Annotated in this window: 24 protein-coding genes; 10 read left to right on the plus strand and 14 right to left on the minus strand. The window is 51.6% G+C overall.

What is annotated here, in order from left to right; genetic code table 11:
• Nucleotides 1-28 precede the first annotated feature (28 nt).
• A complete protein-coding gene (locus tag ACYVHB_RS31155) occupies nt 29-784 on the minus strand; it encodes a transposase (protein WP_461055951.1) in 756 nt (251 codons plus the stop codon).
• 311 nt (nt 785-1,095) lie between these two features.
• Here ACYVHB_RS31155 and ACYVHB_RS31160 point away from each other — a divergent pair, with 311 nt between their 5' ends.
• Nucleotides 1,096-1,971 carry a carbohydrate-binding protein gene (locus ACYVHB_RS31160; RefSeq protein WP_461055952.1) on the plus strand — a complete coding sequence of 292 codons (876 nt, stop codon included), beginning with the start codon at nt 1,096-1,098 and terminating at the stop codon, nt 1,969-1,971.
• A gap of 142 nt (nt 1,972-2,113) precedes the next feature.
• Here the strand turns inward: ACYVHB_RS31160 and ACYVHB_RS31165 are convergent, their stop codons facing one another.
• From ACYVHB_RS31165 to ACYVHB_RS31180, 4 genes are all read right to left on the minus strand, one after another.
• On the minus strand, nt 2,114-2,494 hold the full coding sequence (locus ACYVHB_RS31165) for a transposase (RefSeq protein WP_461055953.1): 381 nt from the start codon (nt 2,492-2,494) through the stop codon (nt 2,114-2,116).
• 143 nt (nt 2,495-2,637) lie between these two features.
• The gene (locus tag ACYVHB_RS31170) at nt 2,638-3,120 is read right to left on the minus strand and encodes a helix-turn-helix domain-containing protein (RefSeq protein WP_461055954.1); all 483 of its coding nucleotides are present in this window, start codon (nt 3,118-3,120) and stop codon (nt 2,638-2,640) included.
• Between the two features lie 118 nt (nt 3,121-3,238).
• On the minus strand, nt 3,239-3,859 hold the full coding sequence (locus ACYVHB_RS31175; RefSeq protein ID WP_461055955.1) for a pyridoxamine 5'-phosphate oxidase family protein: 621 nt from the start codon (nt 3,857-3,859) through the stop codon (nt 3,239-3,241).
• A 170-nt stretch (nt 3,860-4,029) separates the two neighbouring features.
• Entirely contained in the window at nt 4,030-4,776 is a 747-nt protein-coding gene (locus tag ACYVHB_RS31180) for an SDR family oxidoreductase (protein ID WP_461055956.1), read from the minus strand.
• A 176-nt stretch (nt 4,777-4,952) separates the two neighbouring features.
• On the opposite strand from ACYVHB_RS31180, the gene ACYVHB_RS31185 reads away from it, so the two are divergent.
• A complete protein-coding gene (locus tag ACYVHB_RS31185) occupies nt 4,953-5,255 on the plus strand; it encodes a winged helix-turn-helix transcriptional regulator (RefSeq protein ID WP_461055957.1) in 303 nt (100 codons plus the stop codon).
• An 82-nt stretch (nt 5,256-5,337) separates the two neighbouring features.
• Here ACYVHB_RS31185 and ACYVHB_RS31190 read toward each other — a convergent pair whose 3' ends face one another.
• The 4 genes from ACYVHB_RS31190 to ACYVHB_RS31205 form a co-directional block, all read right to left on the minus strand.
• The gene (locus ACYVHB_RS31190; protein WP_461055958.1) at nt 5,338-5,856 is read right to left on the minus strand and encodes a nuclear transport factor 2 family protein; all 519 of its coding nucleotides are present in this window, start codon (nt 5,854-5,856) and stop codon (nt 5,338-5,340) included.
• A gap of 89 nt (nt 5,857-5,945) precedes the next feature.
• Nucleotides 5,946-6,491 (minus strand): carboxymuconolactone decarboxylase family protein, encoded by a 546-nt coding sequence (locus ACYVHB_RS31195; RefSeq protein WP_461055959.1) that lies wholly within the window; start codon nt 6,489-6,491, stop codon nt 5,946-5,948.
• 111 nt (nt 6,492-6,602) lie between these two features.
• The gene (locus ACYVHB_RS31200) at nt 6,603-7,163 is read right to left on the minus strand and encodes a TetR/AcrR family transcriptional regulator (RefSeq protein ID WP_461055960.1); all 561 of its coding nucleotides are present in this window, start codon (nt 7,161-7,163) and stop codon (nt 6,603-6,605) included.
• A 92-nt stretch (nt 7,164-7,255) separates the two neighbouring features.
• Nucleotides 7,256-7,390, minus strand: a complete 135-nt coding sequence (locus ACYVHB_RS31205; protein WP_461055961.1) for a hypothetical protein — start codon at nt 7,388-7,390, stop codon at nt 7,256-7,258.
• A 462-nt stretch (nt 7,391-7,852) separates the two neighbouring features.
• On the opposite strand from ACYVHB_RS31205, the gene ACYVHB_RS31210 reads away from it, so the two are divergent.
• A complete protein-coding gene (locus ACYVHB_RS31210) occupies nt 7,853-7,990 on the plus strand; it encodes a hypothetical protein (RefSeq protein ID WP_461055962.1) in 138 nt (45 codons plus the stop codon).
• Nucleotides 7,991-8,055: 65 nt separating this feature from the next.
• Nucleotides 8,056-9,678: an alpha-amylase family glycosyl hydrolase gene (locus ACYVHB_RS31215; protein WP_461055963.1), complete on the plus strand. Its 1,623-nt coding sequence runs from the start codon at nt 8,056-8,058 to the stop codon at nt 9,676-9,678.
• Nucleotides 9,679-10,038: 360 nt separating this feature from the next.
• On the opposite strand, the gene ACYVHB_RS31220 is transcribed toward ACYVHB_RS31215, so the two are convergent.
• Entirely contained in the window at nt 10,039-10,257 is a 219-nt protein-coding gene (locus ACYVHB_RS31220) for a hypothetical protein (RefSeq protein ID WP_461055964.1), read from the minus strand.
• Between the two features lie 161 nt (nt 10,258-10,418).
• Entirely contained in the window at nt 10,419-13,805 is a 3,387-nt protein-coding gene (gene treS, locus ACYVHB_RS31225) for a maltose alpha-D-glucosyltransferase (protein WP_461055965.1), read from the minus strand.
• A gap of 259 nt (nt 13,806-14,064) precedes the next feature.
• Between treS and ACYVHB_RS31230 the strand changes: the two genes are divergently transcribed.
• Complete coding sequence (locus ACYVHB_RS31230) at nt 14,065-16,281, plus strand: bifunctional alpha,alpha-trehalose-phosphate synthase (UDP-forming)/trehalose-phosphatase (protein ID WP_461055966.1); 2,217 nt, start codon at nt 14,065-14,067, stop codon at nt 16,279-16,281.
• A 62-nt stretch (nt 16,282-16,343) separates the two neighbouring features.
• Here ACYVHB_RS31230 and ACYVHB_RS31235 read toward each other — a convergent pair whose 3' ends face one another.
• A complete protein-coding gene (locus ACYVHB_RS31235; protein WP_461055967.1) occupies nt 16,344-16,556 on the minus strand; it encodes a hypothetical protein in 213 nt (70 codons plus the stop codon).
• A gap of 236 nt (nt 16,557-16,792) precedes the next feature.
• Between ACYVHB_RS31235 and ACYVHB_RS31240 the strand changes: the two genes are divergently transcribed.
• Both ACYVHB_RS31240 and ACYVHB_RS31245 read left to right on the plus strand, forming a co-directional pair.
• The gene (locus ACYVHB_RS31240) at nt 16,793-17,344 is read left to right on the plus strand and encodes a cation:proton antiporter domain-containing protein (protein ID WP_461055968.1); all 552 of its coding nucleotides are present in this window, start codon (nt 16,793-16,795) and stop codon (nt 17,342-17,344) included.
• A 9-nt stretch (nt 17,345-17,353) separates the two neighbouring features.
• Nucleotides 17,354-17,530 carry a hypothetical protein gene (locus tag ACYVHB_RS31245; RefSeq protein ID WP_461055969.1) on the plus strand — a complete coding sequence of 59 codons (177 nt, stop codon included), beginning with the start codon at nt 17,354-17,356 and terminating at the stop codon, nt 17,528-17,530.
• 38 nt (nt 17,531-17,568) lie between these two features.
• Here the strand turns inward: ACYVHB_RS31245 and ACYVHB_RS31250 are convergent, their stop codons facing one another.
• Entirely contained in the window at nt 17,569-18,969 is a 1,401-nt protein-coding gene (locus ACYVHB_RS31250; RefSeq protein ID WP_461055970.1) for a chloride channel protein, read from the minus strand.
• Nucleotides 18,970-19,193: 224 nt separating this feature from the next.
• On the opposite strand from ACYVHB_RS31250, the gene ACYVHB_RS31255 reads away from it, so the two are divergent.
• The 3 genes from ACYVHB_RS31255 to ACYVHB_RS31265 all read left to right on the plus strand — a co-directional run bounded on the left by ACYVHB_RS31255 (nt 19,194) and on the right by ACYVHB_RS31265 (nt 23,611).
• Nucleotides 19,194-19,784 carry an AI-2E family transporter gene (locus ACYVHB_RS31255; protein ID WP_461055971.1) on the plus strand — a complete coding sequence of 197 codons (591 nt, stop codon included), beginning with the start codon at nt 19,194-19,196 and terminating at the stop codon, nt 19,782-19,784.
• A gap of 320 nt (nt 19,785-20,104) precedes the next feature.
• Entirely contained in the window at nt 20,105-22,729 is a 2,625-nt protein-coding gene (locus ACYVHB_RS31260) for a TonB-dependent receptor (protein ID WP_461055972.1), read from the plus strand.
• A gap of 120 nt (nt 22,730-22,849) precedes the next feature.
• Nucleotides 22,850-23,611, plus strand: coding sequence for an IS5 family transposase (locus ACYVHB_RS31265; protein WP_461055973.1), 762 nt, complete (start codon nt 22,850-22,852; stop codon nt 23,609-23,611).
• A 33-nt stretch (nt 23,612-23,644) separates the two neighbouring features.
• Here the strand turns inward: ACYVHB_RS31265 and ACYVHB_RS31270 are convergent, their stop codons facing one another.
• Nucleotides 23,645-25,516: a hypothetical protein gene (locus tag ACYVHB_RS31270; RefSeq protein WP_461055974.1), complete on the minus strand. Its 1,872-nt coding sequence runs from the start codon at nt 25,514-25,516 to the stop codon at nt 23,645-23,647.
• Nucleotides 25,517-25,552 lie beyond the last annotated feature (36 nt).

The raw sequence follows: 25,552 nt of genomic DNA on the forward strand, positions 1-25,552 counted from the left end.
ATGGCGTGAATCTTTCTGATCGGCTGAGTCAGCCTGGATATGCGTAATTACGTGGTGATCGGACCGCCGAAGCGGCACAATCGACGGCCATACTGGCCAGGTAATAGAGCCGGAAGGCCTTGTTGGGTTTGGTCGCTAAGCAGGCTTGTGGATCGTTAGGACTATAATAAACTCGATTATTGCGAGTTACTTTCTTTGGATTAATATATTGTTTCTTCTTATCAAAAGACACCCGATCCGAAGCTTCAGCCAGTGGCTGCTCATTTTTCTCCAGTGTCCATTTTGCCAACGGCTTGGCTTCTAACTTATCCAGGGAAGCATTGGCCTCGACGAAAGCAGCATCGATGGCTTGGGTGTGCCCATCAACCAGCCCTAGCTCAGCACAGTGGGTCAACACATACTGGAAGCACTGTTCGAAGACACTTTCGGGCAGGCGCTGCCGAGTGCGCGATAGGGTACTATGCCAAGGTAAGGGTGCTCCCAACTCATAGTCCAAGAAATACAGGATGTCCAATCGGAGTTGGCAACAGCGAATAATAGCCCGATCAGAGGTGAGGTTTTCTAAATGCCCCACCAGCATTAACTTGAAGAAAACAACCGGATCAATCGATTGTTGCCCGCATTGGCCATAGAAGGGCTCGACGACTTGATACAGAAAGGATAAATCAATGGCGTTTTTTAAGCCGGTCCGCCGGTGCGGTCGGTATAGGTTCTGCTGGGGTACACATTGGTCAAGTAGCAGACTATGACCTTGTTGGGGAGCGTTGAGTTTTTTGCCTACCATCCTTCAAGATAAGTATCTACCTCAATATTAGGCTATTAGCGTTGTGCAACAGTCACAAGCGATTCGAATCATAACCCGATGCACAGAATTTTAATAACTGTCCAAAACAATCCGTCGCATACGCAAGTAATGCGTTGATGGCGTTACACACTTTTTCAGGGACTGACGCAACCCTTTCCCAATCTGTTCGTATAGGCGAATGAACCGGTTCAACTTTTCTGCTTTTCACCCCTAAGCATAGTTGATACAATGTGCCTGTTTTAGTCTAACGCAGTTTATCGTTTTTACAGCTTAGCAAACTCTACAATTGTATGAAACAAACACACAAATTTTCCCGTCTGGCCATGAGTGCCAGTCTGGTGTTGGCTTTGGCGGCCTGCCAGCAACAATCAGAAATTACGCCAGGCACCGGATTCAGCGGAGCACGGTTAGGCGTTGACCTTAATCCTCCCGTCTTCGTAAAAGGGATCGTACTGTCAGCAAATGAGGTGATCGGTGGCGAAAAAATTACCGCCACTGCTTTTCTCAACAAGCCTGCACCCGCTGGTGGCCTGACGGTGACAATTACCAAGAACTCGACCAACTCTCCCTTGTTGGACCTGCCCCGGTCACTGGTCGTACCTCAGGGCGATACGGCGGCCAGAATAATCATTCAAACCTTACCCGTCATCGGCAATACGATTGATATCCTGTTTGGCCGTCCGGCACCGTTTGTCTCCAATCTGAGGACGATCGTTATCCTGCCTCGCCCAGCTTCAGACCCACGACCACCGCTGCAGGTGTTGGAAGCCGAGAACGCGCGATTGACCAGAGCCGTCGTCGTAGATGCCAGATCCAACCAGGCATCATTTTCTGGCGGGGCCTTTGTCAGGTACACCAGGCCATCAGGTGGTATTATCAGATTTAACGTCACACCGGGGCAGGTGGGTGAGAACATTCTGATTTTTGATTACTCTCCCCTCACGACCAGCGACCCGGCTTTCCAATTGGTGCTGGACGTTAACGGAACCAGCTATCCAGTTACGTTTCCACCACTCAGCAAGATAACAACTACGTCCGACGGAATTACCACAACCGGTAACATATCGCTGAGAGTGCCCTTAAAAGCAGGCCCCAATGTAGTGCGTTTGCTGACGACGGGGCAGGGTGGGCCTAACATTGATAAATTGACCGTGGCCGCTCCCTAATCGACGTAGCCGGTCTGGTATTAGCAGTCCTGTTCCCCGTTTAAGCAACGCCATCAGGCCCGGAGCACTAGTGCTCCGGGCCTGATGGCGTTGCTTAAACGGGGAACAGGACTATGTAGTTATTAATACTGATTTGAATCGATTATGACGTATTCTTGATGTAGGGGTAGGCCGTTAGTTGGACCACCCAGTCGGGGTTTTGAAAATAGCTGACCAAAACCAACTCTACACCAGCTTGTGCCTCAGCTAAGGTCTCAAATACCCGACTCTTCAACGCCCGCCCTAACTCTTCAAAAAAACGCTCCACCGGATTTAGTTCAGGGCAGGCGGTAGGCAGATGAGTCAAAATTAAACGGGTAGCTGTCAATAATTTAGCCTGATGCGCCGTGGCCCGATCTGCGACCAGTAAGCTTGGCTGAGTCAACTCCTGATCGAGTTGTTGGCCAAATAGCTGGAAACAGGCCCGGTTCAAAGTAGGTAAAAACATAGCGAAAACCTGCCCTGTCAAGGGAGCCAACGCCACAAACAGATGCGTAAAACTGTAGCCGATGTGAAGCGGAGCCAGGGGGCGATGTCCGCTTGGCCCCTACTTGCGGCCCAACTCAGTGCGGGTACCTAAGCGCATCTCATCCTGAAAAAAAATGGCTTCAGGTGGGTAGGCTTGGGCTAGTTGAGCGAAGTTTTTTTAAAGACCTCAGCATCCCACGGCTTCTGCCTACGGTTAACAGGTCTACCGGTTTTAGTCTTTATTTTCAGGCGGTTACAAAGTCTGCTGAGTCCACTGATGGAGTAGGTAATAGCCCATCGCTGTTGGACATAGGTCTGAATATGGGTTAAAGTTTGGGCCTGATCAAGTCGTAACCAGGCTTGCAGTTGGCTGATCTGGGTAGCGGAGAGCTTGCCAAATCCGGGCTGGTGTGGTTGGCCGATAAGACCGCAGATGCCGAATTGGGTGTATGTTTGCCAGAGTCGTTGGCTTTGTCGCTGGGCGAGATTGATAGTTTCTCCGGCTTGCCCTTGAGAAGAAGCGGTTTTTTCTTTAAGCAGGCGTAGAAATCGAACGCGATCCCGATCACGGGCGAGTTTCTGACGGGTCTCAAGTTGTTTGAGTTCAGAGACGGACTCGGTGATGTGGCGGCTATAATCCATACTCAAAAATACGTCATACCAAGTTCAAATCAGTATTAAATGCACCCATACATATAATTCTAGTCCAGTGAAAACTGATTTTTGTAGTTGCTGCCAGCAAGACAGCCCCCGTCCGCCATTAGTCCGTTGTCACAGCCGCCCGCAACCGCGCTACTTCAGCTTCAAGTTGGGCAAGGTAATCGCGTTGCGGGGCCAGTGCTTCATTAATTTCGTCGGTGGTGTAGCGCGGGGTAATGTGTTGCGGGCAGTTCCAGTCGTAGGCTTCCACGTGCAGTAACATCATCCGTTCGGGGCGGTGTTTGTAGTCGGTCGGGTCTAACCGCTCGAAAAGGTCGGGCCGGTCGGTGAGTTCCACGAGTTCGGCGTTGGCGTAGATTTTCAGGCGGGTTTGGTGGGGGTAGTCCATCAGAAAGAGCGATACCTGCGGGTGGGTCAGCAGGTTTCCGACTGAGATATACTGCCGGTTGCCGCTGAAATCGACAAAGCCAAGCGTCATCGAGTCAACCGCTTTCAGAAATCCGGTTGGCCCACCCCGGTGCTGAATGTAGGGAAACCCGTTTTCGCCAATTGAGGCCATGTAGAAACTGTCGCGCTCGGCAATGAAGCCTATCTCATTGTCGGTCAGGCCATTGAAGTGGGTTTGTTGCTCAACGCGGGCGTAAGTGCTCCGGCTGCCAAAACCCTCCTGTACCGCTTTGACGGGTTCGGTAAAGGCAAGGGATGCATAGTTGCGGGCCATGAGTTGTGGACGATTAATGATGAATACTGCTTTGCCGGTCAATACGACACTTTTAGAAGCGGTTAACACTAATCACTTCTAAAGCGATAAAGAGGCAATGCGTAGGTTACAACCGTATACATTGCCCCTTTAAATCAAAGTCAGATAAATTCAGGCCAGTGCGTACCCGCTTAGACCTGACCAAACCCACCGTCGGCTACAATCTCGGCTCCCAGCATGAATGATGAATCGTCGGAGGCTAAAAATAATATCCCCTTGGCGATCTCCTCAGCCGAACCAAACCGGCGCATCGGCACCTGGTTCAGAATGCCCGTGGTGAATTCCTGAAGGGCTTCGGCGGGCATTCCCAGCCGGTCGTAAATCGGCGTATTGACCGGACCGGGGCTAAATACGTTTACCCGAATGCCCTGCGGAATCAGTTCGTTACCCAGCGTACGGCCCAACGACCGCAGGGCGGCTTTGCTGGCGGCATACACACTCGAATCAGGGAGACCCATCTCATTGACCGTCGAGGAGACCAGCACTACTGTAGCCCCGGCATTGAGGTAAGGGACTGCTTTCTGAACTGTGAAGAAGGCACCCTTTACGTTGATGTCCATGATTTCATCGTAGAGCGTCTCCTCGGTTTGGGCCAACGGTGCGCCTTTGAAAATACCGGCGTTGACAACCAGTATGTCAATCTTGCCAAACTGCTCGTTCGTCTGCTCAAAAAGTCGACTTAAACTGCTCAATTCCAGCACATCACCCTGCACGGCAACGATGTTTTCGCGCCCGTCGATGGCCTGACGTAAGGTCTCAGCATTCCGACCGGAAATGACCACATTAGCTCCCTGAGCCAGAAACTCGTAAGCCGTTGCCAGCCCAATTCCACTGTTACCTCCCGTAATGACGGCGACTTTACCCGCTAAACGACTCATACTATTGGTTGTTTTGGTATAATTTTTTATTTGCTTACTTGACAAAAGTAGTCGGGTTAGCGTACATTTGTCAAGCAGGCACCTTTTTGTCGTGCAATGGTATTTAAGTAACTAATGTTGATAATGAGATGGTTGCAAGAAATAAAATAACAAAAAAAGTACATACTTGCCCTATCTTGGCATCCGTCGAAACGGTGGGCGGCAAATGGAAACCCTTTATTCTGACGCATCTGAAAGATCACACTCTGCGCTTTGGCGAACTGATGCGGCTAATGCCCGCCGTGTCACAGAAGGTGCTGACTCAGCAGCTTAAAGAACTGGCCGATGATGGCATTGTGAAGCGTAAGGTATATGCCGAAGTGCCCCCCCGTGTCGAATACAGCCTGACACCCTACGGTCAAACCCTCCGCCCTGTGCTCGAAGCCATGTCTGCCTGGGGTCTGATTCACGTCCAACGGAGCCAGTCGGCTACTGTATAAAGCAGAGACGTAGTGGCTATTGACCCGTCAAGACCGGTCTACTGCTCCACCCTGGCGTAGTTACGGTCCATAAGTTGAAAGATTAGAAAACGCGCCGGTCGCTTTCGGCGATGGGTGCGTCGTTGATGCTGGCGAATCGTTTAGCCATCAGGCCGTTCTCGTCAAATTCCCACAACTCATTCCCGTAGCTGCGGAACCATTGACCGCTTTCATCATGCCACTCATACTCGAAGCGCACCGCCATACGGTTCTCCCGGAATCCCCAGAGTTCTTTCTTTAGCCGGTAGCCTTGTTCTTTCTCCCACTTGCGGGTCAAAAAAGCTTTCACCTCGTCGCGCCCATTGATGAACTCGGCGCGGTTGCGCCATTCGCTGTCGGGCGTATAGGCCATACTGACCCGTTCGGGGTCTCTGGTATTCCAGGCGTCTTCGGCCAGTTGTACTTTTTGTTGGGCCGTCTCGAGCGTGAAAGGCGGCAGGGGTGGTCGTTGCGGAGTCATATCAGCCGTTAGTTGGTTTAGTACCGTCTCGTCCCACATCGTGTCGCCACATTCTTCACGCACGAAGGGAACACCATCGTAAAATTCGTCAGTTGGATTCATCGTTAATTGGTCGTTAGTCAGTGTGCTAAGCTGTCGTCATTGGCTAATGATTCTCATGACCAATGACAGCGTAGCGTCATCACTATGCGTTAGGCGGCTTCCGTTTCCAGAGCCGGTGCTATCGGAAAATCAATGGGTATCTCGGTCAGGTTATGGAGGTAGTTCATCGCGATTTTATCGCTCACCTGCAAAATCACATCCACCAGATTGCCGTTGGTATAACCGGCTGCGTAGAAGGCTTCGAGGTTCGCGGGCGATACCCGGCCTTTGTTTTCGGTAACGTCTCTGGCCAGGGTAACCAGCGCGTTCAGCTTCTCGTTGCTGCTGTGGCCCGCCCGCAGGTCGAGAATATCGATATCCGAAAAACCGTTCATCTTGCCCAGAACTGTGTGTGCACTCTGACAGTAGCGGCACCCGTTTACTTCGCTCACCACGAGGTTAACCGCTTCTTTTTCCTTGTTAGACAGCGACGTTTTAGCCCCCTGGAAGGCCAAGTACTTGGGCAGGCCGTTGTCGGAATAAGCGATGGTGGCGTACAGATTCGGGACAAAACCGAGGGCTTTTCGCAGGCCATCGAAGGCTTCCTGCGATGCGGGCGACACCTGGTCGCGGGTTGGGACAGTGAATTGTGACATGGTTCTGGTTGATTTGATAAACTGAATTGGCTGAAACGGATTGAATAACTTTACCGAATGTTCGGTAAGTATTTTAACCACAATAAATCATCGGTACTACCAATTGATTTACTATTCGGAACGAAAATCGGCTTCTATGTCGCGCAGGCTCTGCTCAAAAATACCCGGCTGTTGCAGCGTCTGCGCCAGAATCAGCGATCCCTGCACCCGAATCAGTGTGGATTCGGCCAAGCGTTGAGCAGCTCCGGCCGCAAAGCCAAAGTCATAGGCCAAATGAGTAAACGCAGCAACCCATTCACTGAAAATACTGGCAACCTGCTCCCGAAACAGGTCAGCGGCTGTGCCGTGTGACAACGCCCGCAGCACGCAAGCCAACCGCCCCCCGTCGTAAATCTGATGGATAGCAGTCAGCGCGGTGGTCAGGCGGGTTTCCGTCGGGGCCGATGAATGCAGCACGTCGGCAAGCTGGGTGCGGTTCCACTCGGCTACGTGGTCGAGTACGGCAGTTGCCATGGCCTGTTTGCCGTTGGGAAAGCGGTGATATAAACTCGCTTTTTGCAGACCGGTAGCGGCAGCAAGTTCGCTCAAACTGGCTCCGTCGTAACCAACCGACTGGAAAACGCCCATCAATCGGTCGATCACTACGTCCTGCTCTACTTTTACATTTGCCATGTTGTCCTTGCGGTTGGATATTTTTTAAACCGAACGTTCGGTAAAATAATTCACCGTAGACAACTAACTTTTTATTTGGTTAAAGCAGCCCATTACTGTAGTGCCTCGGTCACGGCCCGCAGCACTTTGGCCGACACGCGCTCTTTGAAGTTAGGGTTGATGTGCTCGTATTTGATGACTCCCTTCGTATCCAGCACGAACTCGGCCGGTACGGGCAACAGCTTCATGGTGTTTTGCCGCCACTGCTTTTCACCAGCATATCGCCGTAACGTTCGGGCGTATGCTACGGATTGTAGTTGACAATTAATAACAGTTTTCGCTCTTCTCCACTACCCTATCACCGTTCATTTAAACCTCCGATTCCGACCGGGACTAGCCAGGATTGTATCGTCCTAAAATCATCCGATTGTGCAGGCACTATTGAATACCAAGGACAACTTGAAATGGGCAGCTTGAGCTATTTTCCTGTCTTGTCAGAACTTCAGTCACAAGTCCCTCAACATTACTGGTACTCGCAAGTCCTTCCTAAAATCTGACCTGGAATGTATTAAGCCTCTTAAGGAGGCAATTGTTGAATACACTGGCCCATTTCTCTAAAGACTTTCTAAGTTCTTCTTAAGCTAATTCTAAGTCGACAGGCCTTACTTTGTGGCTGTACAAGTTGCACAGGCAGAACCCCGCATGACGCTATGAAACTCGTTACCAGACTTTCACAGGCTACCCTGGCCATTTCGTTTCTGGGTTTATTGATTGGTACAGTCGAAGCCTGTAAACTCGCGTCGAAAATCCGAAGACGAGTCCAAATCAAGGATTTTCTGATGTGGTGAGGGGTAACAGTGACAACCCGCCAATGGGGAATGCATCGTGACCACGTAATTCAATTGCCATGGCTATGACTCAAGCAGCCTTATACCAACAAACGCCCGGTATCACCTTCAGGCCCAACCAGCCCGCTACGGTCTCGGTATGGGCACCTTTTGCCAGACAGGTTGCCCTTTCCCTTCAGAACCAGGAGACTAATCTGCCTTTAACTAAAGATGATACCGGCTATTGGCAACTTACGACCGATCAAATCAGCCCCGGGGATTTATATACATTCTTGCTGGACGATGAGCTAATCTGCGTCGATCCGGCCTCACGTGCACAGCCGCAGGGCGTATTTGGCCCTTCGCAGGCTGTTAATTTAACCACTTTTTACTGGGAAGATTCGTGCTGGGTTAACCCGCCCCTCGACGAATATATCACCTATGAGCTTGATATTGAGAATTTTATACCTGAAGGTACCTTCAAGGGAGTCAGCAAAAAACTGGGTTACCTAAAAAAACTGGGGGTCAATGCCATCGCCATCAGGCCCCTAGCGACAATGGGTAATTCAGATACGAAAGTTGTCGGAAATGTATTTCTATACGCAGTTTCGGCTGCTTACGGCGGCCCTGCTCAACTACAGCACCTGATCAATGCCTGCCATTACGCAGGTATAGCCGTACTGCTGGAACTGGACGTTAGCCCGGTTGGTCATCGGGGTGATTTTTTCTCTGATTTTCGGACGGATCGATCCCGCCGACAGCGGAATACACAGGATACCTCCCCCGACAGCCAAGAAGTCCAGCGCGAAGCTGGCCGACGGTATGTTAGCGAGAACGCGCTAATGTGGTTGCGGGATTTTCACGCCGATGCCCTCCGCCTGAACGGTCTTATCTCCCGACCCGACACTGATCTGCTGCTTCGATCAATCAGGGAACGGGTCGACACGCTCTCGACTCTGACCGGTCGACAATATTATCTGCTTGCTGAAGATACGTCCGCCCCCAAAGTTAGTGCTGACTGGCCTTATGCTAACTTTCTGCTCAGAACGTACCACAAAGATTACCTCTACGACCAGCGTTTTTATGGCATTCTGCAGGAGTGCTTCGACCGCCCCCCCCATGGGCCGATAAGCTGTCTGTCGCGCCAGCGGTCACCCAAAAGCGGGCACTCAGTGGAGTTAATTAGTACGGAGGTGCAGAAGCTGACGGCCGGAGCGATTATGGTCAGTCCGCACATTCCAACGTTGTTTATGGGCGATAAATGGGATCCGGCCAATCTATTTGGCGAGTTGGTACAACCCGACCAGGAAGGAGCCGGTGCCATGCCGGTGTTGCCGGACAGCGCGGCTTCGGGCCAGCCGACGACCGCAATCCTGTACCGCTATTATCATGCATTGACAGCCCTGCGACGGCAGCAGCCGGCCCTCCATACGACGAATCAGCAACAATCGACCGTCATAAACCAGCCGGGGCAGCAAACGGTGCTGCTGCACCGCTGGCACAACCAACATCACGTGCTGTGCCTGATGAACTTTGCCCATGACCGGCAGTCCATCACGACCCCATCACTCGGTACGGCGTGGCAAAAACTGTTCGATTCTGCCGACCCGGAATGGCTGGGACCCGGCGCATCACCTGACAGCCTTCCGGAGGGTGGTCCAGTAACACTTCAACCGGAATCCATTGTCGTTTACAAAGCCTGCTTGTAGCATATTGCCCACCACTAAGCTCTGGCGTGTTGTCTCTTATCAACTTATTCAGTCAGTCTGCGATACAGGGTGAAATCGCATGTGCATGGAAAATCTGACGCTAACCGGGCTGCTATTGGTTTCCGTTGGTTACAGCACTACGTCGCTCGCTCAATGCCTTATACCTAGCCGTGGCCATGAGCAAACGGCACGGGGCCGAACGGCGGCTCACGTACATCCTTTACCCCAGTCATTATATTTTTAGCCTGGCAGATAAACGGCCGGTCGGTCTGGAAGGCCAGGGGAAACTCTCATCGAAGCAGAGATGTATAAGCGGCAAAAGCTGGCAGAGAGTGTATCCCCAAATCAAGGAGTTCTTCGTTAGACCGACTGTCGTATTGACATTGTAGAGAGTAGGTTGCAACCACTAAAGCGGGCAGTCAGCCGCTGCTGCCAGCTATCAATCGGAGCCGCACCGGCCGAAGCGGCAGCCCGCTTCAATTCAACCGAAAAGGCGTAAATAAGCGTTAAATCGGAGCCGCCCCGGCGTACCGGCTGAAGCGATGGCCTTTTTAGACAATTGAAATTGTACGTTTTCATTTGACTTCGGGGCAAAGTAAAAGGAACGTTTATACTCCCATTTGATAGCTGGCCGCGCCACGGTGGCCCTGATTAGTAGTTACAATCCTACAGCTGATAAGCAACACATTGTATACCGGGACTTTGTAGCCAGCCAGCTATCAATCGGAGTGCCAATTTGCTTACGAGGATACATGGGGTATGTATTCGCCAATACCTGCCCATTCCGGTTCGGGAATTGGTGTGACCGGAGTGGCAACGATTGATTGTATGAGTTGCAGCGGAACCCGCACCCAGTCGGGGCGGTGGTTAAGCTCGTGCTGTAAATCAGCAACGGCTTTTTCAAGCAGGAATGTGTCGAGCAGCCGTTGTAAGTCGTCGGGATTGGCAGGAACAAAACTACTACCCTGAACCGTATTGATGTAAGCCTTCGTAAAAAAGCCACTCATGTAGCGTGCCCAGAATTCTGCATAGGGCAGCAGCCGGAGCGTTTCCTCGTCTGCCACCTGGTTATTTTGCAGAAAGCCTTCGTAACCAACATAATAGAACGACCGGATCATGGCCGCCACATCGCGCAGGGGTGAGCGTTTCAGCCGCCGTTCGCTGTAGCTGCGACTGGGGTCACCGCCAAAGTCACGGATGGCAATGTCCCGGCCTGTGAGCAGAATTTTCTCCAATTGTAAGTCGCCGTGAATGCGAATTTTCATGGTATCTATTTTCCGGCCGTAAATCCGTCGGAGAATGGACAAGACAACTTCTTTCTGGCTCAGTATCTGCATAACGTCATCCCGGATGTCGATCGGGAGTCGCTCTATGGCCTGTGGCTGAGGGTGGTAACTTTCCCGGACCAGCGACTGTAAACCTGAGAAAAGCGACCGCTGATAATGCAACGAGAAGGCTTCGGGCGCGAAATCCTTCAGCGTAGCATTAGAGGCCAGGGCGTGGTGCATCTCACCAACACGAATGCCCAGCAACCGGGCCTGCTCTGCCGCCCGCCGACCCAGCAATTCCTGCGTCCCCTCGGGCAGGTCGCCATACGCAACGGGTTGGCTCAGTGTACCAGGCGGAGCCGCCATAGCATCGGCCAACTGTTTTTTGTCGCGTGCCAGAATCCGTTCGATGTAGTTGTTGACCCGTTCCAGCACGTACTCTTTTCCGTTGCCGTGCCGGGCAATCATCTCTTCCAGGTTACCCAGCATGACTGGCTCACCCCCCGAAATAAGTTCGAGCGTCCCGGTCAGGGCGAGTACGTGGGCGAACCGGGCCGTTTCGGAGAGAAACTGCGTCAGTTCAGCATCAGGATTGATGGACAAATCGACCTTACGGTACAACTTTAGCAGAAAGTGGCTATCGTAGCTGATCGACGCATAGTCGGCTCCGTTCCTGATAAGTTTCGTTTTTATGTCACGGTTCGCCCCAACGTAGGCGACGAGTTCCGGTTTTTGGTGAAACAGCAGACCACCCACCGGATCGACCCGTTCCGACCCCATCTGGTGCAGCAGTGCATACTGCACATCGGGCAGATACAGCCCGTCGCAGATGACACCGCTATCACCGCCCATATCGACGGTGGCCAGCACGGCCTGCGGGCAGTTTCGCATTAGTTTCGTCGCCTGTATTTCCGGTGCAAAAGCCATGAATAACTGGAAAATCTCGGGCAAACCCCGTTCGTATGCTACTTCAATCAGTATTACATACGCCGTTCCTTCAGCCAGCGTCAGGGTGGCGTGGCTCAGAATTTTCAGGTCACGCATGGCCGGTTTTTTTTCGGCGAACCAATCAGCTTTAAGCAGATAATCGGGCAGCACCACCGTTTCCAGCACCGTGCGGTTGCCGTTTTGGAGGAGTTCGCTCCAGTTGTTGATATGTACGGTCGGCAGTGAGTAGGTACTATCGGTGTCGATCTGGGTTTTCTCCAGCACAAACCACTGGTAATCATGCGGGGCCAGGGTAAAGAAATACCCCTCGGTGTCGGTAACCGCCGGAAATGCATTTTTACTGAATGCTTCAACCGGCACATACCCACTATAGCCCCGTAACTCCACCTCGGCTGGTTGCGCGTATTTCGACAGGTTCACGATGATTAGCAGTGTTTCGTCGGCGAAGCTACGGGTGAAGGCCAGCACTTTAGGGTTCGTAACGGGCAGAAAAACCAGATCACCCCGACCGAAGGCTTTATGCTTTTTACGCAGATTGATCATCCGTTTCATAAACCAGAACAGCGATGACGTGTTGCGTCGCTGGTTTTCAACATTCACGGACTCAAAATGGTACTCCGGGTCGAGAATGGTGGGCAGGTAGAGTTTTTGGGGATTCGTGCTGGAAAAACCGGCGTTGCGGTCGGGCGACCACTGCATGGGCGTTCGTACCCCGTCGCGGTCGCCGAGATGAACGTTGTCGCCCATGCCAATTTCGTCGCCGTAATAAATCACGGGTGTACCGGGCAGCGAAAACAGCAGGCTGTTGAGGAGTTCAATTTTCTTACGGTTATTGTCCATCAGCGGAGCCAGCCGGTGCCGGATACCGAGGTTAATTCTGGCCTTCGGATCTTTGGCGTAGGTTTTATACATATAGTCCCGCTCTTCATCGGTAACCATTTCGAGCGTGAGCTCGTCGTGGTTACGCAGGAAAATGGCCCACTGGCAGGTATCGGGAATGGCGGGTGTCTGATCGAAGATGTCGGTAATCGGATAGCGGTCCTCCATCTGCAGGGCCATGAACATACGAGGCATGACCGGGAAGTGATAGTTCATGTGGCACTCATCGCCCTCACCGAAATAGGAAGCCGAATCTTCGGGCCACATATTGGCCTCGGCCAGAAAGACAACGCCGGGGAAATACTCATCGACATGAGACCGTAGTTTTTTCAGGAATGCGTGTGTTTCGGGCAGGTTTTCGCCGTTGGTGCCTTCCCGCTCGAACAGGTAGGGAACGGCATCCAAGCGGAACCCGTCCACGCCCAGGCCACACCAGTAGTCGATCATTCGGAAGACTTCCTCCTGTACCAGCGGATTGTCATAGTTGAGGTCGGGCTGGTGATGAAAAAAGCGGTGCCAGTAGTACTGCTGGGCTTCCTGATCCCAGGTCCAGTTGGAGGTTTCAAAGTCCTGAAAAATAATCCGAACTTCCCGGTATTGGGTCGGGTCGTCGGTCCAGACGTAGTATGCCCGCTCAGGCGACCCCTTCGGTGCTTTTCGGGCCCGCTGAAACCAGGGATGCTGGTCGGAGGAGTGGTTGATGACTAATTCGGTAATAACTTTAAGGTTGCGTCGATGCGCTTCTTCGAGCAGGGTTTTAAACTGCCCGATAGTGCCATACGATGAATTAATCCGGTAGTAATCGGCAATGTCGTAGCCATCGTCGCGCAGGGGCGAGGGATAAAAGGGCAGCAACCAGATGGCCGTTACGCCCAACTCCTGGAGGTAATCCAATTTTTCGAGCAGCCCCTCAAAATCGCCGATTCCGTCGCCATTCCCATCATGGAACGCTTTTATGTGCAGTTCGTAGATGATTGCATCCTTATACCAGTGAAGATTATCCTGCACGATTCCGTTGTTATGTGTTGGCATAGTCGTTTTCGATTGACAGGTGGTGCTACTGTACCGTCTGGTCCCCTACCTGTTGAGAAGGCAACTACACCAATCCCTGTAAGAATTTGCTTATAACCGGCTTAGAAAATGCTTAGAAAGCCGTTTTTGCTCATCCCGAGTATGTTTACTGCTCCATTCCTGGCTTCTAAGGAGTTTCTAAGATTTGCTTAAGGCCCCTCTAAGTCGCAGGGTCGTTCTTTGCTTATCTATAAAGAGCGTTCAGCAACGCACAAACCCGATGATGACATCGAATGCCTCGTTTAACCGACTACTAATTGTTTCTTACCGACTGCCGTTCACGGTTCAGCAGACGACCAACGGGCCTTCCCTCGTCCAGAATTCAGGGGGCTTAGTGTCGGCGGTGCTGTCGATGGCCGAGCAGATGGGCCATAACCCGAATGAACTGGCGGCCAAAATCCATTGGGTTGGGCATGGCGACCCGTCGCTTCAGCGGCTCGACCCGGCCGCGCTGGAAAACGATTCATTCGTGGCACACCCGGTATTTATGGATGAGTCGGTGCATAAAGGGTTTTACGAGGGCTTCAGCAACGACCTGATCTGGCCCCTGTTTCATTACTTCCCCTCGTACGCGTCGTTTCGAGAAAGCGATTTCGACAACTACCAGCAGGCCAATACCCATTTTCTGGAGGAACTGACAGCACTTATCGAACCCGGCGATCTGGTCTGGATTCATGATTTTCAACTGATGCTGCTTCCCCAACTGGTGCGGCAGGCCATCCCTGAAGCAACTATCGGCTACTTTTTTCATATTCCCTTCCCCACTTACGAAATCGTTAAACTGCTGCCCCGCACTTGGCGTCAGTCCCTGATTAAAGGCATACTGGGAGCCGATGTAGTGGGCTTCCACACCACCGACTATGTACAGCATTTTAAGCAAAGTGTTGAGGAGGTGATGGCCCTGCCAGTTATTGGGTCACGAATCATTCTCCCCAATCGCTCCGTGCTGGTAAGGGCATTTCCAATCAGCATTGATTTCAATAAATTCAATCAAAGCGGTCAGGAAGCTGACGTTGTGGCTACCCGGCAGCACTTCCGGAACCTGCTTCGGCACAATAAAATCATCTTTTCGGTCGACCGGCTCGATTATACCAAAGGAATCACTTACCGCCTACAGGGCTACGAGCGATTTCTGATTCAAAACCCTGGCTGGCACGATAAGGTGACGTTTGTAATGACCGTTGTGCCGTCGAGGGACAAAATCGGGCAGTATCAGGAAGTTAAGCGGGAAATTGAAGAGACTGTCGGGCGCATCAATGGCCGGTTTGGTACCATCGGCTGGCGGCCCATCGTCTATTCATATACTTCCCTGACTTTTATTGAGTTACTGGCTCTTTACACGGCCTGTGACATTGCCCTGATTACACCCATCCGCGATGGCATGAACTTAGTCTGCAAAGAGTTTGTAGCCAGTCGGCAGGACTATAAAGGCGTATTGATTCTGAGTGAATTAGCCGGTGCTGCTCAGGAGTTGACCGGGGCAGTCATTATCAATCCGACCGACACTCAGGAAGTAGCTGATGCTATTCGGCAGGGTTTAGATATGCCCTTGTCCGAGCAGGAGCAGCGGTTGCTGGCCATGCGCCAACAACTGCAAAACCATGACGTGTTCCGCTGGAGCCACGATTTTCTCACCGCTTTCCCTATCCGTATGACCAATCAAACCGATTTAGAAACTGATTTGCCCGTTGAGCCATTTATTTCGGCCTTCGGCGATGCTACCCAGCGGCTGCTGCTGGTTGATTTCGACGGAACCCTGGCCCCCATTGTTAATGACCCGGCAAATGCCCGGCCTTCGGAGAAACTGAAACAAAGCTTGCAGCATCTGGCCGAAAGCAGCGATGTGGTCGTGATCAGTGGGAGAAACCGGTCTTTCTTAGAAAAAACCTTTGCCGGTATTCCCGTTCAGTTAGTGGCCGAGCATGGCGCTTTTCTGAAGAAATCCGGTCAGCCCTGGGAACGGCTCGATTTATCGGCCGATGACTGGCTCGGTTCCGTTAGGAGCGTTATGAACAAGGCTGCCGACCGACTGGCCGGTTCATTTATCGAGGAAAAGGAAACGGCCATTGCCTGGCATTACCGCATGGCCGGGGCCGACGATGTGGAAGGGCAGGCCATTGATTTGGCCACTCAGTTACGCAATACCTCATCACCCATTCCGCTTAGTGTAATACAGGGCAATAAAGTGATTGAGGTGAAACCGGCGTTTCACAGTAAAGGTACGGTGGCAATCAGCCTGTTTGCCCAAAAAACCTACGATTTTGTTGTCAGTATTGGCGACGATACTACTGACGAGGATATGTTTCGGCAGATGCCCAATTGGGCTTACACGGTGAAGGTTGGGGCGGGGCCATCATTTGCGCGGTATCGGCTGGCCCGCCAATGGGATGTCGAAACGCTACTCAGCCGGATGAGCGACACTGTGGCCGAAGCCTGAAGTCGCCACAGAATGCACGTCATGCCGAACAGGATAGAGTACGGATGCGCCATCCAGGCAGCTTATTGATTGCCCGAAGAAGCTTCCTCTTGTTCGGGCTTCTTTTCGGGGGGAATAGCCGGGTTGTTCTTTTTTCTTAACCGGTTAAGCAGGTGGCCATAATGTGGGGGTGTTGGACCAACATTTGACGATTGGTAACCGAACCAGGCACTGCTCAGGTAACTGATGAACCCGATGACCAGTATACTGATCAGTATGATGAAAAACGTAAGCATAGGTTTTGGCGTTAGTCGTGTGAGCGGCTACAGACCCCTTTCCAAATTGAGGGAACCAGCCCGTAAGGTCGGAAAAGTAGTGCGGGCGAATAAGGATGGCCTTAAAGAGACCTTAGAATTTAATTAGAAGCCAGATTGCCAGATTACGGAACTCCGTTTCGGGTAGGAATGGGCTGGTAATTCGTTATTAGGCAGTGCCCAGACCAGTAATGAAGTATCCCGTTTGTGTAGCTGATATGAGATTACTCGTTGTTGAGGTGGGCGAGTCGCTTTTCAACGACCGCGTGGGCGTAGTGGTATTTGCCTTCATATATCATATCGTCACCAACGGCACGGCCAATGTCAGTACGGGGAGCATTGACCTGCTTTTTGTGGAGGAAGCCGGTGAGGGCGTTTTGTTTGGGCTGGTGCTGAGCTACGGCATGAACCGGCAGCTGCGAACCTTCGATCATTACCAGACCGAGGTAATCCTGACCGTAGCGGGCGTGATGGGGCTGTCTGCTGGCGCAAAGCCTCCACGTTTCGGGGCCGCTGCCGGGCTGCTGGTGAGCGATAAGACGCGGCACCGGTTGATGAGCGCAGTGTCGGAGGATTACATTGATAAATTCTGGGAGTTGATCGACGGTTTGATGAATGCTCTGCTCTTTATTTTGATGGGTGTCGAACAACTCCTGATCATGTTTCAGGTTACGCAGTTGACAATTTGTCTGCTGATGATTCTGCTGGTGCTCCTCGCCCGGTATCTTGCCATTCTGATTTGGTTTACCCTGGCCCGACCTCGACGATAAAGCCCCCTGATGCTGACCTTGGGTGGGTTACGGGGTGGTATGTCGATTGCGATGGCCCAGTCGATTGATGATGGGGTGCCCCACAAAGAAATTATCGTTACCCTCACCTACGCGGTGTTGCTGTTTTCGGTCCTTAGCCAGGGATTGACGCTGGAAGGCTTGATCCGGCGGCTCTACCCCGAATAAGACGATCCGGTCATAATGCGGCTCCTCCTGACCGGTTCTTATTCGGCCACCGGTACCGTGATCACCGGGGTAATGGCGTGCGGCTGGGCCATCGTTTCCCGAATGAAGCCTTCTTTCAGATGCTCGTAGAACGACACGGGGTCAATGAGCGATGCGGCCCCCTGTGCCATCAGAGCGCCCAGTAAAAGTTGAAAAATGACCGAGTGCCGGTCGGTCATTTCCAGCACCAGAATAGCCGCCGTGAAGGGCGACCGGACCACCCCCGTTAGAAAGCTGACCATGCTCACCAGAATGACCAAGTTATGATCGGCCGGCAGCACACCGGTTAGTCGCGCCAGGCCGTCGCCCAGAATAGCCCCCGCGCTGAGCGACGTGGCAAACACCCCCCCCGCTCCTCCACCGCTGTAGCTCAGGGCCATCCCCATAAACCGAACCGGAAACAGATACCAGGGTGTCAAACCTGTGTTCTGAAACAACAGCCGGTTGATGATGGGTTTACCTGTGCCCATCGCATCGGGGCCAAGCCAGTAGGCCAGTCCCGCCAGCAACAGCCCGCAACCGGCTACCCAAACCGCCTGCGCCGATAAACTTTTGAACCGTTTGCGGTAGTTGTTGAGCCACAGCAGCGATTTGGCGAAAAACGCCCCCGTCAGACCACACACAATGGCTACCAGCACCACAATACCCAGAAACCAGCCCGCTGAGGCCGACACTTTGGGATAACCGAGGTATAAATAAGGCCCTAGAATGGCCTGCGCCGTCATACCGGCAATGATAACGGCGGTAAAAACGGCATTGCGAAACCGGGTAATATGGATCCGAGTCAATTCTTCGACCACGAACACGATGCCACCGAGGGGTGTATTGAAGGCGGCTGCCAGCCCGGCCGCTCCGCCGGTAACCAGGGCAATTTGCCGGGAAAGCTGCGGCCAGCCAGGGGGCTGCAACCGGTTGATGGCCCGAAAAATAGCCGCCGACACCTGGATTGTTGGCCCTTCGCGGCCGATAACACCGCCACCCAGCAACAGGGCAACGCTGCTCACAATTTTGATGATGGCGACCCGCAGACTCAGCAGGTAGCCCGTGCGGGTATGCGCAGTCGGCGTCGAGAGTTCAATGGCAGCCATGACCTGCGGAATGCCGCTGCCCCGCGCGGCGGGGGCCAGTTGTTTCACCAGCATCCACGCGGTCAGAAAAGCCAGCGGTGTGAGCACAAAGGCGAGTAACGGCTGACTGTGCAGCCAGTCAAAACTGATTTTTTCGGCCCATTCGAACGCTTCTTCATACCCAACGGCCATCAGCCCGGTGAGCAGGGAGGCTACCCAAAACGGCAGGCTCTGGAGAATTGCCCGGCGAACCCGTTCGGTGTATAATTGACGAATGAGGTGCTGGTCGAGCCAAGCCAGTACCCGGGCGTAGCGCGAAACGTGGTCAGTCATGCCGTGGAGAGTCGTACATAGGTTTACTTCCAACGCAAGTCATTCGTATTAAATTGATAGTGAACGAAAGTCTAAGCAAATTCTAAGGTTTCTTTAAGCTTGACTTTAGCCATAGCTTGGGCCGCATAGGGCTAAAGTCAAGCTTACAATCTGAATGGGGTGAAAAGTTACTGGAAGGCATACCCAATAAACCGGGCCAACTCCTCTCGTCAAATGGCCGGGGTATGGGTGTACTGGCGCAGGTTACCGGTATTTTTTCCAGTACGTTGGGCGGTCTGGTCAATGTATTGATCGTTATCATAACGGGTATTTACCTGGCCTCCAGCCCCGGCACTTATCGAAATGGGTTTGTTAAACTCTTTAGTCCGTCGTATCGCCATCGTCTATTGGGTGTTCTGGATCAGTGTTATACGACGCTGAAGAACTGGTTTATCAGCCGGTCAATTACTATGACGGTTGTGGCCGTAGTAACGGGTCTGGGGCTGGCCATGTTGGGTATCCCTTTTCCCATTGTCCTGGGAATCATAGCCGGGATACTCAATTTCATTCCGAATCTTGGGCCTTACATTGCCCTGGCTCCGGCTTTACTTGTAGCCCTGCTACAGGGATCAAACTATGTTGTCTACGCTTTTGCGCTTTATATGGGTGTTCAGTCTCTGGAAGGGTATGTGCTGACGCCCCTTCTCGACAAAAAATTCGTTTCGGTACCACCCGCCCTGCTTTTGTTCAGCCAGGTTTTGCTGGGCATTCTGGTCGGGCTGCCAGGGGTCCTGTTTGCATCTCCGCTCATTGCCGTCTTGCTGGTGATTACTTAGGAATTATACATAAAGGACCGCCTGGAGAAAGGTGTTTAATTGCATTAACTGTATAATCAACGCGCCTGATTCTAAGGGGATTCTAAGGTTTTGTTAAGCCGCTTTTAAAACCCGTTCAGGAACTTTGCTTCCAATTACATATACGAATAAGATATATAGACATAAGATATATAGACCGCTGTAGCCCTCTCTTAGGGTTCTGATTTTAGCGCCAAACTAGGCGCGGTTCATCTGTATACAGGCGATCAGTCTACCTGTCATTTTTTCTCTTGATAATCAGTCGCTTACAGGGGTCTGTATTCTAATCTAAATGCTCTAACATGAACAACATACTCGTATTTTCGGCAGTCATCACCACAAACGTATTACTCGGCGAAGTCAGGGCTCAACAGCCAGTTCCTGCCCAGCCAGATATGCTGCGGGCACTGGGTATGCAACCAGATACGACACGTCCTGTAGTACCAAACCGGCTTAATACAGTAGGCAGGGAAACACCCGAAATGCCAGCCTCAATCACTCAAAAGCCATCCGACAGCAACGATGCAGGCCCTTCTACTGCCGCCATTGGTACGTTGACGGGGCGGCTGACAGCCACGCAGAACGGCAAAAGCAAGCCAGTTGAATTTGCCAGCATCGGGCTGTTCCAATCCAGAGATTCCAGTTCCGTTACGGGCGGACTCACCGATGAGAAAGGCATTTTTACCATCAATAATCTAGCTCCCGGTGGTTATTATGCCCTTGTGCAGAGTCTGGGCTACGCGCCCAAACGCCTAAAGGGTATTACAATCAGCCCGAATAAGACTTTTATTAATTTGGGTAATGTTGTGCTGACCGAAACCGCAAAACAATTGAATGAAGTAGTGGTTCAGGGGCAGCGGCAGGCGTATGAGTATTCGCTCGACCGGAAAGTCGTTAACGTCGATCAACTGCCCATTGCCCAGGGTGGATCAGCCATTGATATTTTACAAAATGTACCCTCCGTAACCGTCGATGTTGATGGAACCCTAAGTTTGCGTGGTAGCAGCAATGTCATTGTGCTGGTCGATGGGAAACCGTCCGGTTTGACTGGCCTCGACCGGCAGGCCGTGTTGGACCAGATACCGGCCAGTAACATCGAACGCGTCGAAATTATTACGAACCCCTCTTCCCGCTACGATGCCGATGGCGCATCGGGAATTATCAATATCATCCTGAAAAAAGAGCAGGCATCAGGATTTAACGGAACAGTTCAGCTAAATGTTGGTACCCGCGATAAATACAATGCATCCGTGAACCTGAACGCCCGGTTAAAAAAACTCAACCTGTTTGGCAGTTATAACTTTCGGGATTTTCGTCGTTTTCAGTACCGTATTTCGGATCGGCAAAACCTCTTCACCGATGCAACCAGTTATCTTTCCCAGCGCAACGACGCCGTTCGCCGGAGTGTGAACAACAATCTGCGACTGGGTTTCGACTATGCGCTGACCGACCGCGACAACATCACCATATCGGCCTTATACCGGCCAGGGTACAGCTACGATTCCGAATTCGAGACGTTTAATACGCAGGATGCCAACCGGGTATCCCTGGGCCTGACCCGTCGGTCGACCGAAGAAAAAGAACCACAAACCGGCATTGACTATACGGCTGGCTACCGCCGAACGTTTGCCAAGAAAGGGCGTGAACTAACCGTTGATGCTGCCTTGTCGACCAATCGGGGAACGGAAAATCAACTCTTTTCCAACTCCACAACGTTGCCCGAAAATTTGCTGACCCCCAATTTCCTAATTGGGCAACAACGGGCCAGCAACTATCAAAACAATCGCGTAGGGGTGTTGCAGACGGATTTTGTAAACCCGCTCAAGGGCAAGCAGTGGCTGGAAGCGGGGTTGAAGTACACATACCGCCGATTAGGGGCCGACTATGTCTTCGAAAACCTGTTCAGTGATAGTTGGGTGCTCAACCCGAACATCAGTAATAACTTCATTTATAACGAGCATACCAGTGCTGCTTATGTCAATTTTGGCAACGCGCTGAAGAAATTTAGTTATCAGGCGGGATTGCGAACGGAATATACCAACATCTTAACCGATCAGCGGACAACCAGTCAGCAAAGCAAACGAGACTATATCTACCTGTTTCCTAGCGCATTTCTAAATTACAACTTGACCAAAGAGCAAAAAGTGCAGCTCAACTATTCCCGGCGTATCAACCGGCCATCGGTACGTTCCCTCAACCCCTTTGTCGACCTGTCCGATCCGCTGAATATCCGCTTCGGGAATCCCCTGTTGAGCCCAGAGTTAATCAACTCCATGGAGTTAAGTTATCTGTGGAATGGCAAAACGACATCCATAAATTCATCACTTTTCTATCGGCAGACCAATAATGAGATTACCAGTTACCGTACCCTGCGCGACGACGGTATTACCGAACAAACATCGCTGAACCTGAACCGGTCGCAGAACTACGGACTGGAAGTAGTGGCGAATCAGGACATTACCACCTGGTGGAAGGTAAACGGTACCTTCACCTTTTTTCAGCGGTCCATTCAGGGCGGAGCCAACATACCAGGCATTCTGACTCGAACCAACCGAAGCTGGACAAGCCGGGTCACGACCGACCTTCGCCCCTGGCGCGGAACGGCTATTCAATTGGCCGTCAATTACCGCTCGCCATTTATTATTGCGCAGGGGACCATCCACAGCTTTTTCAACGTGGATATTGGCGTAAAACAGACGGTGTTGAAAGGCCGGGGAACGCTTAACTTCCGGATTAGTGACATCTTCAACACCCTTCAGTTTCAAATCGATAGTTTTGGGCCAAACTTTCTGGCGAACACCGTGGGCAAACGGGAAAGCCGGATTGGCTTCATTGGGTTCAGCTATCGGTTGAGCCGAAAGATCATTAAAGTGCGGGATATTGAAGACCGCGAGGCCGATACGTCACCGGATGAACATGATTTTTAGCACCAGTAATGTACCTGTAGCGGTCTCACTATTTTATAAGTCTCTGTTTCTAAGAGCGTGTTGGGGAATTGAGAAGGGTTGAGAGTCGTGTCAACTTTGTTGTGACCAAACGACAAAGTGATGACCAAACAGTGGCAACCACTGACCGACCCTCAATGGGCCGCAATTTCGCCCTTCTTTGACCTAAAACGCAAGCGTAAACACGATTTGCGTCAGATTATCAACTGCATTCTCTGGCTCCTACGAACTGGTTGCCAGTGGCGGAATTTGCCTGATGGATGGCCACATTGGCAAGCGGTTTACTACTATTTCGACCGTTGGAAAACCGATGATCTCTTTGGGAGAATCAACGCAACGCTCAATGAAATGGACCGTAAACGAGTAGGCAGAATGGGTACGCCTTCATTGATATGCATTGACTCCCAAAGCGTTACGCTGAGTCCAATGATTAATGAGGAGCGCGGTCTTGACCCTAACAAACGAGTCAATGGCCGCAAACGACAGTTCGTTGTTGATACTGAGGGCCGCCTTTGGGTCGCTTATGTTCACGCGGCTAATGAAGCGGATGGTCCTGCTGGTTGCACCATGGTGAGCAGCATTCTGTGGCGAGTTGGTGAGCGATTGGAAAAAGTGATGGGTGATCAGGCTTACAACGGAGTATTTGCCAAGGCACTAGCAAACTGGAGTATTGATTTTGAGAAGGCTTCCCGACCTGAATCCGCTCGGGGTTTTGTAGCGGTGGCCAAGCGATGGGTCGTCGAGCGAAGCATTGCCTGGAGTAATTTCTTCCGGCGAATCGTCAAGGATTACGAGTACACGGTATCTTCTTGGGTGAGCTGGCTTTACCTGGCCAACATTCAGATCATGTTACAGCGAACATAGGCCTGACACCGAATATAATTCCCCAACACGTTCTTATTTAATCACTATCCGGATATGCCCGTTGCCATTATCATCTAATTTGTTTTCCACAACCACTGCTTCAAAGCCCGGCACAAAATTAAAGACCCTGTCGCCCGTACGCTTGTTCCATTCGGGCGTTTTATGGCCGGTCAATCGCATGGTAGATGATTTCTTTTGAATGACCAATTCGCCATCGATTGTGGGTTTAATCGGTTCCGAAGCGGGCGAAATAACAGGAAATAAAAGTCTGGCTCCCTTAGCGCTTGCGTGAACTGCAAGTTGAAAAGACTGATTCGTAAAGGTATACTTCATCGCAAAAGCAGAGGACTCACCCGGTAATACATTGCCTTTTAGGTCGCGCAAATCCCCTTTGATTTCAACCTCGATCGAATCCCCTTTGTTAGCCCATGTCATTTGAGCTTTTGAATCGTACAGATTCGAATAATGATTGCCATCCTTGTCCAAGTCAATACGGGGCGTAAGACAAACCTGTTCTGACTCCGTAGTGGGTTGTTGCATATTCGATTTCTCGTACAGGACATAATCGTTCATACTTGCCACCGCAACCGGGCCTGTTAGTTGGTGCCAAAGCATTGATAAGGCACCACCCATTGGATGACCGCCCCGTTTTGGCGAGGAATCAATATCATTGGTCGTAATGGACGCACGCCAGGGGCCCAAAGCAACTTGAACAACACTCGCTTCAGGCCATTCACGTACCCCATACGCTTTGTCATTGGGCAGGGAAATAGCTGTCGGCTCTGAAATACCCACGTCAAGGACGGCCGCGAGTCCTTTGGCCCGGGTGAAGGTATGATGGCTGGAAGCCGGAATCGCCCGGGAAAACAGAGCGGCACCCCCATATAATACGCCATTGTGGGTATATGACTGCATGAGTTGCAAGTTACGAAAAGCGGCCTCTCCAAATCGTTCATCCCGATTGGCCAGCAAGGCAAAACCACTGGCACAACCATCAGTTGTCATGCTCCCAAAGTAAATCCATTTATATTGGCGGGAACACCAACCCGCGTCCAGACCGCCATCGGGTAATATCCAGTTCAGATGGGCTTGCAGGGATGTTGTCACGACATCCAATACGTGGGTGTCACCCGTCAGGGTTCCGTACAAAGCCAAATTGGGTAGTGATTCTTCCAGATTGTAGGAAACGTCAATCGGACGCAAGCCTTTGGGGGTAACATCGTTAATACCCCGCACACCTTCACCCCAAATCAGCTGATTGTCCGTAAAATAATTCAGCCCGAAATGAGCTAATTCGCGGGCTCGCACCAAATATTTTTCATCACCCAGTACCTTCCAGCAAACCGCCAAAGCCGCAGCAGCAGAGATTGGATAATTAATATCGCCCGTTTCAACCGTAATGAACGACAATAAGAAATCACCACCTTTACGAAGTCGCTCACGCCACAGTTTATTTTCTGTCGATGCCAAAACATCGCTGTGGTGTCGCAACGCTTCTCCCAGGGCGATGGTGCTGAAACAGGATATTCCTTTCCAGTCATTTTTACCACCTGCTTCATTTACCCACGAACCATCGGGTTGAGACACATGAGCTTCTGACCACTTAAACACCTTACGGGCAGCCGTTCTGTATTTTTCGTTTCCGGTTAGCTTATACAGCGTCAGGAATGGATAGACGGCATCCCCACAACGGCCATGTACAAATTGATGGGATTTGGACAGAATACCGCCAACGTCTGTCCCTCCCTGCACCTGAAGGGCAATCAGCGCGTCACACCACGTTTGAAGCTGAGACTGATAAACAGATTTTATCGATTGTTGACGCGATTTTAACGCTGGTTGGCCCAAAGCCAATTGGTAGTAGCCTACACATCCGCAGAAAAGGGCGATTAGTTTTAGTTTCACTTTTTAGACGCTTTTTTGGTTAGTTTTTATTGACCC

The organism is Spirosoma arcticum (assembly GCF_054779955.1).